This is a genomic window from Paenibacillus terrigena DSM 21567 (assembly GCF_000374845.1).
GTDB lineage: Bacteria > Bacillota > Bacilli > Paenibacillales > Paenibacillaceae > Paenibacillus_K > Paenibacillus_K terrigena.
In genome coordinates, this window is record NZ_KB895412.1 from 549,470 (window position 1) to 562,151 (window position 12,682).

At 47.0% G+C, this 12,682-nt stretch carries 11 protein-coding genes; 5 read left to right on the forward strand and 6 right to left on the reverse strand.

All coding sequences use genetic code 11. The annotated features are described in order from the left end of the window. Window positions 1-42 precede the first annotated feature (42 nt). Entirely contained in the window at window positions 43-1,578 is a 1,536-nt protein-coding gene (locus C558_RS0102530; protein ID WP_018754647.1) for an aldehyde dehydrogenase family protein, read from the forward strand. A gap of 174 nt (window positions 1,579-1,752) precedes the next feature. Then, window positions 1,753-3,156, forward strand: a complete 1,404-nt coding sequence (locus C558_RS0102535; RefSeq protein ID WP_018754648.1) for an L-cystine transporter — start codon at window positions 1,753-1,755, stop codon at window positions 3,154-3,156. 54 nt (window positions 3,157-3,210) lie between these two features. On the opposite strand, the gene C558_RS0102540 is transcribed toward C558_RS0102535, so the two are convergent. Further along, complete coding sequence (locus C558_RS0102540) at window positions 3,211-4,335, reverse strand: response regulator (protein WP_018754649.1); 1,125 nt, start codon at window positions 4,333-4,335, stop codon at window positions 3,211-3,213. A 1-nt stretch (window position 4,336) separates the two neighbouring features. Next, a complete protein-coding gene (locus C558_RS0102545; RefSeq protein WP_245583716.1) occupies window positions 4,337-7,465 on the reverse strand; it encodes a sensor histidine kinase in 3,129 nt (1,042 codons plus the stop codon). 164 nt (window positions 7,466-7,629) lie between these two features. Between C558_RS0102545 and C558_RS0102550 the strand changes: the two genes are divergently transcribed. After that, a complete protein-coding gene (locus C558_RS0102550; RefSeq protein ID WP_018754651.1) occupies window positions 7,630-8,535 on the forward strand; it encodes an HD-GYP domain-containing protein in 906 nt (301 codons plus the stop codon). A 15-nt stretch (window positions 8,536-8,550) separates the two neighbouring features. On the opposite strand, the gene C558_RS0102555 is transcribed toward C558_RS0102550, so the two are convergent. The 4 genes from C558_RS0102555 to C558_RS0102570 all read right to left on the reverse strand — a co-directional run bounded on the left by C558_RS0102555 (window position 8,551) and on the right by C558_RS0102570 (window position 10,548). Then, window positions 8,551-9,225, reverse strand: a complete 675-nt coding sequence (locus tag C558_RS0102555; protein ID WP_018754652.1) for a M50 family metallopeptidase — start codon at window positions 9,223-9,225, stop codon at window positions 8,551-8,553. 71 nt (window positions 9,226-9,296) lie between these two features. After that, entirely contained in the window at window positions 9,297-9,611 is a 315-nt protein-coding gene (locus tag C558_RS0102560; RefSeq protein ID WP_018754653.1) for a DMT family transporter, read from the reverse strand. Next, on the reverse strand, window positions 9,611-9,943 hold the full coding sequence (locus C558_RS0102565; RefSeq protein WP_018754654.1) for a DMT family transporter: 333 nt from the start codon (window positions 9,941-9,943) through the stop codon (window positions 9,611-9,613). Before C558_RS0102565 ends, C558_RS0102560 begins: the two co-directional genes overlap by 1 nt. A 23-nt stretch (window positions 9,944-9,966) precedes the next feature. Beyond that, entirely contained in the window at window positions 9,967-10,548 is a 582-nt protein-coding gene (locus C558_RS0102570; RefSeq protein ID WP_018754655.1) for a TetR/AcrR family transcriptional regulator, read from the reverse strand. Window positions 10,549-10,708: 160 nt separating this feature from the next. Here C558_RS0102570 and C558_RS0102575 point away from each other — a divergent pair, with 160 nt between their 5' ends. Further along, entirely contained in the window at window positions 10,709-11,044 is a 336-nt protein-coding gene (locus C558_RS0102575; protein WP_018754656.1) for a nitrous oxide-stimulated promoter family protein, read from the forward strand. A gap of 74 nt (window positions 11,045-11,118) precedes the next feature. After that, the gene (cls, locus tag C558_RS0102580; protein ID WP_018754657.1) at window positions 11,119-12,633 is read left to right on the forward strand and encodes a cardiolipin synthase; all 1,515 of its coding nucleotides are present in this window, start codon (window positions 11,119-11,121) and stop codon (window positions 12,631-12,633) included. Window positions 12,634-12,682: the final 49 nt, after the last annotated feature.

Here is a 12,682-nt window from a genome sequence, read left to right on the forward strand (position 1 = left end):
TAAGATATTTAATAAATTACAATTCAATCAAGGGGGATGGCGATGCGCGCGTTAAAAGCAATGAACCCAGCTACAGGTGAGGAAGGAGAAATAATACAGACGATTGAGCCTTATCAAGTGGAAGAAGTTATGGAGGAGGCTTGGGATGCTTTTGAGGACTGGAGCAGCAAATCGGTCCAAGAACGTGTGTCAACCTTGCGTACCCTACGCATTTATATATCCGATCATGCCGACGAGATCGCACAGAGCGTGTCTTGGAGCACCGGCAAGCCGAAAATTGAAGCGCTAACGAACGAAGTGCTTGTGCTATTGGACTGGATTCACCACACCGAACGAACAGCCGTCAAAGAATTGAAGACGCGCAAGGTGAAGACGCCGATTACGCTTCTCGGGAAAAAATCATACATCGCGTATGAGCCGCGAGGGGTCGTACTCGTTATTTCACCATGGAACTACCCGTTCTATCTTGCGATGGTGCCTGTTCTTAGTGCGCTGATTGCAGGGAACGCGGTTATCATTAAACCGTCGGAAGTGACGCCAGCGATTGGTCATCTCATGGAGCGAATATTCACAGCAGCGGGCTTCCCGAAGGGGCTTGTCCAAGTCGTCCAAGGGGACGGTGCGATTGGCGCGGCGCTGGTTGCAGCCAGTCCGAACTATGTATTCTTTACAGGTTCGGTTGCGACAGGCAAGAAAATTCAAGTCGAAGCAGCCAAGCGGCTTATCCCGACGACGCTCGAACTCGGCGGCAAAGATCCGATGATCGTCTTCGAAGATGCTCATCTCGAACGAACCGTGCGTGGCGCCGTATGGGGATCGCTTGCGAACAGCGGGCAGGTCTGTATGTCCATCGAGCGAATTTATGTCGAAAGACCGATTTATGATAAATTTATTGCGCGGCTGAAGCGGGAATTGGAATCGCTGAAGCAGAACAATCGTGAAGATACGGATCTTGGTTCCATGACGTTTGCGAAGCAAATTGATATTGTGCGTGGACAGATTGACGATGCGCTGGAACAAGGGGCGGTGCTCGAATTCGGTGAGCGGCCGGTCGAATGGAAGATGAAGAAGTCAATGCATCTCCGTCCGATCGTGCTCACGCATGTGCGGCATAGTATGCGTGTGATGCAGGAGGAGACGTTCGGCCCGGTGCTCTGCATTATGCCTTTCGATAAGGAAGAAGAGGTCATCGAGCTTGCGAACAGCACAACATACGGACTGAATGCGAGTGTCTGGACCAATAATCTGGAACGGGGCCGCCGGGTTGCGAATGCACTGCAATCTGGAGCTGTCTGCATTAATGATGTGAATGTGAGTATCGCGAATCCGAATTTGCCTTTTGGCGGCGTCAAAGACAGCGGAATTGGGCGCTCTCATGGATCTCTTGGACTCCAAATGTTCTGTCACGAGAAATCGATCATCGAGGATCCGGGTCGTAACAAGGGAGAACTGCACTGGTATCCCTATGTGGGCAAATATCCGTTGTTCCTGCGAATGATTCAAGGCCTATATGGAAGGAACCGGAATTATGTGCAGTTCATACGCGCATTTTTAAGTCTATCGAAGAAATCTCGCTAATAAACTAGAAGACGAAAGAGACGAACGTTATCGTTCGTCTCTTTTTTTACAAAAAAATTTATTTTTAATTCATACTTTACAGGTCGGAATTATTATGTTAGATTAATCTCATTAAATAACAAATCACCGGATTGAACCATTAGATTAAAGGGAAATATGGGGAGGATGTTCGATATGGAAGTGTTGTCAACCATCGTAAATGTTGTTGTTCTTATCGCACTAATAGGTGTACTCTTGTACATGCAGAAGAAGCATGTTAGTTTCTCGAAGCGGGTATTTACGGGTCTTGGACTCGGAATTCTGTTCGGGGTATCGCTGCAGCTGATCTTCGGAAGATCGTCGGATGTGATCAAAGATTCTGTGGATTGGTTCAGCCTTGTCGGTAACGGTTATGTGAAGCTGTTACAGATGGTTGCGATTCCGCTGATCATGGTATCGATCATCTCCGCGATTATTAAAGTTAAAGCGAAGAGCGGCGTAGGTAAGCTAAGCACATTGATTATCGGTCTATTGTTATTCACAACAGCGATTTCTGCTGCGGTTGGTATTTCGGCGGCACTCGGATTTAACTTGAAGGCTGTGAACATTGAGCAAGGGGAGAAGGAACAGAAGCGCGGCGAATACTTGAACGGTAAACTCGCTGACGTAGAAGATAAGACAATTCCTCAACAAATTCTAGATGTGGTTCCATCCAATCCGTTCGACGATATGACAGGCTCGCGTCCAACATCGACGATTGCGGTTGTTATCTTCGCGGCTTTCATCGGGATTGCGGTTCGCGGAATTGCGAAGAAGAAACCGGCGGAAGCGGAGTTATTCACGAAGTTCGTGGAAGCTGTCTATGCGGTCGTTATGCGAATTGTCACGATTGTACTACGCCTAACGCCTTATGGAATTCTAGCGCTGATTGCCAAAGTCACAGCGACGACGAACTATGCTGAGATTGCTAAGCTTGGACAATTCGTTATCGCATCGTATGTTGCATTGATCGTGATGTTCATCATTCACTTGATTATCATTGCGTTAAATGGTTTGAATCCTGTCACTTATGTACGCAAAGCATTGCCTGTACTGTCCTTCGCATTCACATCCCGTACAAGTGCCGGCGCATTGCCGCTTAACGTGGATACGCAAGTGAAGAAGCTAGGCGTGTCGGAAGGGATCGCGAACTTCTCCGCATCCTTCGGTCTATCCATTGGACAGAACGGCTGCGCAGGGATTTACCCGGCGATGCTCGCGATAATGATTGCCCCAACGGTTGGCATTGATCCATTCAGCTTCAACTTCATTGCAACATTGATCGCAGTCGTAACGATCAGCTCCTTCGGGGTTGCTGGTGTAGGCGGCGGTGCAACCTTCGCAGCGATCATCGTATTGTCGACGATGAACTTGCCGGTTGCTCTTGCAGGTCTTCTAATCTCCGTCGAGCCATTGATCGATATGGGTCGTACAGCATTGAACGTCAGTGGTTCCATGACGGCGGGGCTGGTCACGAGTAAAGTGACGAAAGATCTGGATGTGAATGTCTATAACGCGCCAAGCCGTGTAGAGGACGTTGATGGAGGCGTAACAGCTTAATCGGATATATCAATAAGGCAGAGATCCAAGTCATGGATCCCTGCCTTATTTGTGTCACATCGCCCTATGAAGCTTACCCCAGTTTACAATCTCCTCTGGAAGCCCTATCCCCATCTCGGCGAGGTATGCGCGTTCGTAATCGGCGTATTTTTTCTCCATCTGATCTTTCCGATCACTCGTGAAATAGACTTGCAATTGATATAAATTCATTTCTTCATCGAGCGGGTAAATGCTAAAAAAATGGTTAAATCGTTGATCGGCCATCTTCCAGTTCTGCTGCTCTACGTCATACAGAATGAGGCTGCGCATATAAGCGAGATATTGCTGTCTGTATTTCTCCTCAAGCGCGGTCTTCCAGATATACGCTTTGCGGTCCAGTAATGGTCCCTGATAGAGGGAACATCGTTTTTCCGTTATTAGCAGATCCACCGATTGGGGTTGAGGCTGCATTGCCTCATGGTCACGTTTATATTCGAGCAGATCATAGGTTTGTTGATGGGTTTGGAGCAAATAGCCCTCATTGATTTTGATGATCTCTAGGTGAATCTCCTGTTCTTTCAATAGCTTCTTCAGACGGTACAATGTATTGTGCAGGTTATGCAGGACCCGTTCTTCTTCGAGGTCGGGCCATAGCAGTTCAACCAAATGCCACTTACTAATTTCGTAATTCGGATGACAGAGGAAATAAGCAAAGAGCTCCTCGGTTTTGCGTGTTGGGAAGCGGACAAGCTCACCTCGAGGATTCCGCACCTCCAGTCCTCCAAAGCATTTGATGGTAGCCGCCTGATTCACAGAAGGAGCAGGGGGCACAACAACCGTTCGCTGTTTATGGAGTCGATTCGTTACGCGTTCGATCGCACTCTTCGTCACTGGCTTTAAGATGTAGTCTGTCGCCTGCACTTGGAAGGCTTCTAGCGCATAATTTTTGTAAGCTGTTGTGAAAATAATCTGTGTGTGCTCCGATACCTCATTAATCATCTGCGCCAGCTCGAGCCCGTTCATTCGCGGCATCTCGACATCTAGAAATGCAACATCGGGCTGCAGGGTCGCGATCTGCTCCAGCGCTTCTAGCGGACTGCTGAAAGCACCGATGATCGTGTAGTGAGGGTTCTGCCCAACAACATGCTTCATTAATTCAAGGATCGGTTTCTCGTCTTCGACGATAATGGTCTTGAACATATTACTTCCCTCCATCGTGCATCACCTTCGGGCTCTCGTCGTGATATTCCTGCTGCGTCAGTGGTAAATAGATGGTGACTTGCGTTCCGCTGCCTAACTCGGAATGAATCGATACCGAGGAGCCTGGAATTGAGGCAATCCGTTTCTTAATATTGTGAAGGCCGATCCCACCAGTGCGTCCTTTGCCTGTCTGTAGATGGTAGAGTTGATCGTCGGATATTCCAGTACCATTATCTTCGATCATGATCTTGATATATTGGTCGCCTTCTGAAATGTTCAAGCTAACATGACCGTACCCCTCTTTCTCGAATAATCCATGCCGAATCGCATTCTCTACGATGGGCTGGATGCATAACGATGGAATTTCTATATCAAGCAAGTCATCGTCTACATGAACAAAATAATCGAATCGTTCCCCGAAACGTGCTTTCTCAATTTCCACATACGCATGAATTAATTCGAGCTCGCGATGAAGGGGGACGAACAATCTTGTACGGTCCATGTCCAAGATATATCGCAAATATTGGCTCAGCATGGATAACAAATCAGCGGCTTTCTCCCCGTCGGTATAGCAGAAGGAGATGACGCTGCTGAGCGCATTGTACAGAAAATGCGGTTTAATTTGTGCCTGGTGGAAAGCCAGTTCATTCTGAATCGCTTCACGGATGGCTTTTTTCATCGAAATTAAGTTCTGAACACGTGCCATCAGGGTCTCCGTCTCGAACGGCTTCGTAATAAAATCATTGGCCCCTGCACGCAGACCGAGTGCGATTTCTTTCGATGATTCTTGGGCGGTTGCGAACAGGATGGGTAGATCAAGTATCGAATATTGCGCCCGGATCGACTGACTGAGCTCGATCCCGGACACCTTCGGCATCATCATATCGACAATGGCGAGATCAATTTGAGCATGGCTGCTTAATTTGAGTAGGGCCTCTTCTGCTGAGAATGCGGTAATCACATTATAGTGATTACGATTTAGTATATTGCGCAAGGTATGGATATTCTCGACTTCGTCATCCACGATTAAGACGGTATGATCATGCTGATCCGTAATGTCCAGCGGCTCGTTGTCTATCTCTTCACGGGTAGCGGCATATTGATTCCATTTTATCTCGGTCTGCATCTGGAATTGTTCCACGGCAGGCAGGGTAAAGGTGAATCGTGTGCCAATATCGAGTAGGGACCATTCCACATAAATCTCGCCCTCCATCAGTTCGACCAGCTTGCGACTAATATATAGCCCGAGCCCCTCATGCGTATATTCCTCTTGCATTAAGAAGGAATCAAGCTGCCCATAGTTGTTGAAAATGGTCTCGTGTCGTTCAACAGGGATCCCTGTCCCGGTATCCTCCACACTGATCAGAACATCCGAGTCTGTCTGCAGCGCCTGAATTTTGATGACCCCTGAATCCGTGTACTTGATTGCATTTTGGACGAGATTATACAGAATTTGACGCAAGCGATTCTCATCAGCAAGCACCCAGACATCGGCATCAACGTCATTAACGAATTGAACTTGCTTCCCATGCAATTCGAATTGCAGAACTTCGAGCACAATTTGTGCGACCACTTTCAGATCTACAGCTGTGGGATAGAGCCGCAGCTCGCCATGATTCAGTCGCGTGACATCAATCAGATCCTGAATCAGCATCGACAGCTTAAGGGATGTATCTTTAATTAGCCACAAATTCTGTTTCTGCTTGCTGGTCAGCATCTTCTTATCATCATCCAACAGATGAGAGGTGATATTCATAATGCCATGCAATGGTGTCTTAATCTCGTGCGACGTATGCGTCAGAAATTCATCCTTAAGGCGATTAGAGAGCGTCAGCTGGTGCGTGAGCACCTCCGTCTTCTCATAGGCGTTCGTAAACCGCAAGGCGAGCAGGATATTCATAAAGATAATGAATCCAAGTATGCCAAGGATACCAAATACTTCACTATGAACTTGATATTCGGCGTAGAGCACGCTAAATACCAAATAGATGCCTAATGACAGAACGGATCCGATAAATAGAATCAGTTCTTTACGGTCAGCATGATCCCGATCCTTGCGAAGGAATAGGTAGACCATGCGGCAGAATAAGAACAACGTCACGACAGCTATGTATTGAAATCCATACACCTTCATATCAATAAAGACCGGATAGGGCAGGAGCAGGACTGCAAGCAGATAAGCCATAAGCGGTGAGATAACGAGCAGAAGTCTACGCCTGGACATCAGCCTCGAATCAATGGAAAAGAAGAAGATGATGATCAAGATCGGACCTAGAAATTCACTAAGTTCAAGCAACTTATAGGTAAAAACAAACGGCAAATTTGGCAGAAATCGCAGCGCGATTTTTTCCCCCAGAAGCAGATGAGTAACGAGCAGGTTAAGCAAATAGAGACCGCTGTAGAGATAAGGCTTCTCCTTTCTGCGTAAGAGATAGAAGCTTATATGATAGATGCCGAACATCCCTAAGACGAGAATTGTGCCCAGACTTGAGCCAAGCTGAATACCGCTCAGGGTATTGATATCCTCGTAGTGTCCGAACTGAATCGCATTCACAATCCCGCCATTGACGAACATGAAGTTCGCCGTCTGAACGACAATATCAATTTTCGAACCTGTTACATGAAAATAAGCGGTATAGGGCGTATTCCCTGGCGCATGCAGTTCTGCTCGACTCGCAGGCGTGCCGCTCTCTCCTAGCAACTGACCGTTCAGATAGAGGCGATGCGACATGCGAATGTTATTCACTTTGATCCCGTAAATTTGCTCACGGTTAGGAACGATCACTGCCAGGTGATAGGTCCCGTAACCTTTCTTGCTCATCTGGTCAGGGGCTGGTTCACCAGACCAACTCTGGGGCACGGTTAAATCGATGGATGCTTCCGTAAGACTACCGCCATGACTGAAATCCTCAGGCTCCAGCAATTGATGCTTGTAGAACGTCCATTCTCCGTTTAGACTGACCACACCCTCCTTTTGGAAATCCCATTTCGATAGGTCTAACACGCCGTGGACAGCCTTAGGCGCGCTGGAATTGGTTAGGCTAAGCGAATACACACCAACAAAAAATGCGATAGATAGAACAAATATAAATAAAATGCCAACGAGTGGACTAAAGTGACTTTTTCGCAATGTATCTTCCCCATCCATATTATGACTATCCAATGTATTCTATCATTCCATACTCACGAAATTCTCACAAGATATTAGAATGACGAAGGAGTGTACCGTTTGTGAGAAATTTGAGAGATGGAATTGGTAGAGTAGAGATAAACAACAGAGAGGGAGAGATTCGTATGGTCCGTCATATTGATACAATGATTGAACCTGTATCTGCATTTGCAGGTGATCCTGATCATGAATTCGTGAAGCAAATGGATGCCAGCGTAAGTCTAATGAAGGATATGACTCGGTTTATTATACCGACGAAGAAAATACCGCTGTATGAGATGCGCAACCACTTCTTGCCGGTTATGCTGCAGGCAGCGGATGTGACGAACGTTGCGAGTCTACTGGCAGCACTGCAGTCCAAAGATGATTATCTCTATCGACATCTGATCGGCGTGGGAGTGATTGCTACGTTAATAGGGAAGTGGATGGGGATGAATGAAGGGGAGCTATCGTCGCTCTCGATGGCGGCCCTTTTGCATGATATCGGGAAGCTTAGGATTCCGGAGGAGATCTTGAATAGACCGGGGAAACTGACGGTTGAGGAGCAGAAGCTTATGCGCAAACATACGATATTCGGCTATAAAATGCTGATCGAGACCGTCGGGTTGAATCACCGGCAAATGCTTGTCGCACTTCAACATCATGAACGGCAGGATGGCAGTGGATATCCCTTTGGGGTTGGCGCAGCCAAAATTGACATTTACAGCCGTGTCGTCGCGATTGCAGACATATTCCATGCCTTGTTATCGCACAGAATCTATCAAAGTGCACACTCTTTCCACGATAGTCTCCATCAATTGAAACAAAATGCCTTTGGAACTCTTGATCCGCAGATCTTAGGAGTATTCGTCCATAAATTGATGCTGTCGCTGATCGGGAATAAGGTCGTCTTAAGTGATGGAAGAATCGCAACGATCGTGATGATGAATCCAATCGATCCGTTCTATCCGCTAGTCCAGACCGATCGTGAATTCATTGATCTTAGTAAAGGCGTTCATTTGAAAATAAAGCAAATCATTGCTTCATCGTGAAACTAGAAGGGCATATTAGGCTGATTTGCGGAATTCTTTCATGAATTGTCCCAAAGAAACACGTGCACAGATGAGCGCTATGATAGCGAATACCAAGGCCCAGATGACAGCGGGGATAAAGGTTGCTTCACTCAAATTCGTCGCATCCCCTGCATATCCCGGTGAATGGAGTGCGGTGAACACGAGGTAGAGCGGGGCAATGACAGATTCGACCAGGCAGATGAATGCAATGAGTACGAAATACAGATCGCGAACCAAGAGCCATGGAATCCACAACATGATGAGATTGATGGCGAGAAAACCGATGCCCCAGAGGACCCCAAACCCATTACGAATAAAGAAAATTAAATTAATGAGTGTAATAACGCTCAGTAAAATCAGCCCTACACGAGCTTTGTCGCGAGCATAGAGGGTGAACAGTACCACCGTGAACAGGGAGGACATCGTATAGCCAGCCATGGAGATCGGAATGTCACGCCATGAATCCGAGAACTCGATATAGGTTACCCCGCTATGGTCGTTAAATAAATGAATATAGAGCACTTTACCCGACAACAACAAAGTGACGAGCGCGTGCCCAAATTCGTGGATCATCGTGTCTACATTTCTAAAATAAGAATTAAACGGAATGATATATGTTAGGACTGCTGCAATAACGATAAAGATGATTGTCGTTCCCCATTTACCCATATGGCTCGCACACCTCATTTAATGAATACTTCGATTTTTAGCATAGATGATGTGCGGCGGGTTGTAAACGATTAGGTCAACAATTTAAGGCCAACCGCAGAACAGAGGACCATAGAAATGAACAGAATCCGGCGCCACTCCTTGGATTCGCCATAGAAGAACATTCCGAGCAGTGCCCCGCCTGCCGTACCGATTCCCGTCCAGACGGCATAGGCCGTACCCATGGAGATGGAGCGCATGGAATAGGACAAGAAGCCGAAGCTGCATGCGAAGGTGATGGCAAGGAGTACGTAAGAGATGAATTTACCGTCGCGATTGATCTTGTTGATCGCCATCACGCCCGCCACCTCACAGAAGCCTGCAATAATAAGAGATAACCATGCCATTATGCTTCAGCCTCCTTCGGTTTCGTAATGGATTTTAAGCCGACCACGCCAGCTACTAGCAAGGCAATGAGCAAGATTTTAATTAAGTTGAAAGGTTCGCCGAAAAACAACATTTCCGCAATGACAGCTCCAGCTGTACCCAGCCCCGTAAATACTGCGTAGACCGTTCCAAGCGGCAATGCTTTGGATGCCCGCATAAATACCGTAAAACAAATTGCAATGATAATGACGGTGCCAAGCCATTCATACCAGGTCGAAGCATGCTTCAATCCGGATACCCAGACCACTTCGAGCATGGAAGCGATCAGCACCATGAGCCAATGTTTATTCATGATTCATTCCCCTATCTGTTGTTCTAAGCTGAAGATATACCTCTCCAGAAAACCATCCATGACGCATTAAGGCGTCGTTGATAACGTTCTTTGCCGCTATATAACAGCTCGATTTGCAGCCCATCTGATAGACACAGGAAAGCGGATGCCGCATGTGCCGCCCCAATCCCGCGAAGTTCTCCTTGGTCACATGAGGCTTGAAGCGTCCTCACCAGCGCCTGCTCCCATTGGTCGATATGCGCATAAACCTTCTCTGAGACTTGATCGCACAAACTCTTCGGTGGAATGAAGGATACCCGCAGCAAGAATTTAGCGGCTTCACTCTGTTCATACCGATGAAGCTGGTAGTCTAAGACGCCATGCAGGCGTTCTTCTAACGTAATGTGCGAATGATCGTGCATATATTGGATCAGCGCTTGATATTCCTCGTGAAGCACCTCATCCAAGACATGCAGGAATAAGTCCTCTTTTCCCTTGAAATGCGCGTAAATGGAAGGCTTCTTAATCCCGACGTCTTCAGCGATCTGTGAGAGAGAAGCTCCACTATAGCCATGGACGGCGAAATGTTCTAAGGCAACTTGTTGAATACGCGCTGCGGTGGACATGTACGACGTACCTCCTTGTGCTGTCTACCTACCGTTCGTTAGGCACAATGCAATATAGCACATGAAATGTTCGAATGTCAATGCATAGTTGATAGAAGTCACTGCCGAACTTGGGGGACTCAAGGTAGATTGAGAATGGTAGATGAAGAAAGGAGCGTGAATGGGTATAGTGAACACTGGCCCACGTATTCAGCAAGAGAAAATAACGGTTGATCAAATGATTCGAATCGCTTGTCGAGGTAAACACCACCGTAAGGAAGAGCTATGTGATTCATGCCAGCAATTGCTTCAGTACGCACATGTGCGGCTCAATCATTGTCGCTTCGGAGAACAGAAGAGCACCTGCGGCGCATGTTCTGTGCACTGCTATAAGCCGGCAAAGCGCGAGGAGATTCGAGCGGTCATGCGGTATGCGGGACCTCGCATGGTGCTGCATCATCCGATGGCGCTCTTACGCCATACGATCCATGGATTGATGCGCATGCGTAAGAAGTAATTCCCTTCCATCCGCCTACAGCATGGGGTATAGTATTAATGCAATGGCACAACCCCATGGAAAGAGGAATTGAAATGAATCGCATATTGAAACTGCTTATCTTCATCCTCGTATGCGTGATGTTCGTGTACTCGAGCATCGGTTTATTCGGCTATACCGTACCTGCTGCAGTCAGTATTTCCACCTCGCTTACGGTAATATTTATCGGGCTAATTATTTTTATGGAGAATCGGCATCCTTCAAGCACGATGGCATGGATTTTGCTACTAGCATTATTGCCGGTTGTTGGATTTGTTTTTTATTTGATCTTTGGCCAGACGTATCGAAGCAAACGGCGCAAATATGTTGAGAAGGGGATGCAAAATCAAGAAGCCTATCAGCATTACAAACAACAAATTCTTCGCAATGAAGAAGAAATCAAAGATTACTGCGAGAATCAGCAGAAGATGTTTCGGTTATCTCTAAAGCTCGCTAAGAGCACGATTTCGTTCTCAGGCAGCAGCACCGAGGTACTCACGAATGGGAAGAAAACATTCGATGCGCTTATTCGGGAGCTGGAGCTCGCGCAGCATCACATCCATATGGAATATTACATTTTTCGAAATGACCACATTGGAACGCAGATTAAAGATATTCTCGTTCAGAAGGCGAGAGCAGGGGTAGAGGTTCGTTTCCTGTACGATGCGGTGGGGAGCTATCAACTGCCGTCATCTTTTCTCCAAGAAATGCGGAATGCGGGAATCGAAGTGATGTCCTTTATGCCGGTGAAGTTCCCGACCTTCTCGAATAAGCTGAACTACCGCAATCATCGTAAAATCGTGGTCATTGACGGGAATGTCGGATTTATGGGCGGATTAAATGTGGGAGACGAATATTTAAGCCGCAGCAAGACGTACGGATTCTGGCGGGATACGCATATGATAATTAAGGGGCAAGCGGTCCGATCGCTGCAGATTATTTTCATGCAGGACTGGCAGTACATGACCGGCAAGTCGTTCATGCTGCCAGAGTACTTCTCCCCTGCGGAGGTGGAGAGCACGCCTGGTGCGGTGCAGATTATTCCGAGCGGCCCGGATAGTGAATGGACGACGATGAAGAGCTTGTTCTTCTCCATGATCACATCGGCGAAGGAGTCCATCTGGATGGCGACACCATATTTTATCCCTGATGAAGATATATTAAGTGCATTGCGGATCGCCGCGTTGTCAGGGATCGAAGTGCGTATTCTTTTCCCAGCCAAACCAGATAAATGGCTTCCGTTCCTTGCTTCACATTCGTATTTCAGTGGATTAATTGATGCGGGTGTCGAAATTTATGAATATGAACGCGGTTTCTTGCATTCCAAATTAATGATTATTGATGGTGAGACGGCATCCATTGGTACGGCGAATATGGATATGCGCAGCTTTCATTTGAACTACGAAGTGAATGCGCTCTTAGTGCGTACAGCAAGTGTGCAGCGGATGGTGCAGGATTTTGAACGTGATATGACGTTTGCAAGCCGTATTGACTCGAAGAAATTCGCGAATAAGAAGGTGGTTGTCCGTTTCCTGGAGTCGGCCGCAAGGCTGTTCTCTCCGTTGCTATAAGTTAACAGGGGTATGGCGGGCAGATTGAGTTACTTTAATAGGAAGAAGG

Coding starts and splice junctions, on each gene's coding strand:
- C558_RS0102565 (WP_018754654.1), bottom strand. CDS start 9,943: ATGAATAAACATTGGCTCATGGTGCTGATCGCTTCCATGCTCGAAGTG.
- C558_RS0102575 (WP_018754656.1), top strand. CDS start 10,709: ATGGGTATAGTGAACACTGGCCCACGTATTCAGCAAGAGAAAATAACG.
- C558_RS0102560 (WP_018754653.1), bottom strand. CDS start 9,611: ATGGCATGGTTATCTCTTATTATTGCAGGCTTCTGTGAGGTGGCGGGC.
- C558_RS0102535 (WP_018754648.1), top strand. CDS start 1,753: ATGGAAGTGTTGTCAACCATCGTAAATGTTGTTGTTCTTATCGCACTA.
- C558_RS0102570 (WP_018754655.1), bottom strand. CDS start 10,548: ATGTCCACCGCAGCGCGTATTCAACAAGTTGCCTTAGAACATTTCGCC.
- C558_RS0102555 (WP_018754652.1), bottom strand. CDS start 9,225: ATGGGTAAATGGGGAACGACAATCATCTTTATCGTTATTGCAGCAGTC.
- cls (WP_018754657.1), top strand. CDS start 11,119: ATGAATCGCATATTGAAACTGCTTATCTTCATCCTCGTATGCGTGATG.
- C558_RS0102530 (WP_018754647.1), top strand. CDS start 43: ATGCGCGCGTTAAAAGCAATGAACCCAGCTACAGGTGAGGAAGGAGAA.
- C558_RS0102540 (WP_018754649.1), bottom strand. CDS start 4,335: ATGTTCAAGACCATTATCGTCGAAGACGAGAAACCGATCCTTGAATTA.
- C558_RS0102550 (WP_018754651.1), top strand. CDS start 7,630: ATGGTCCGTCATATTGATACAATGATTGAACCTGTATCTGCATTTGCA.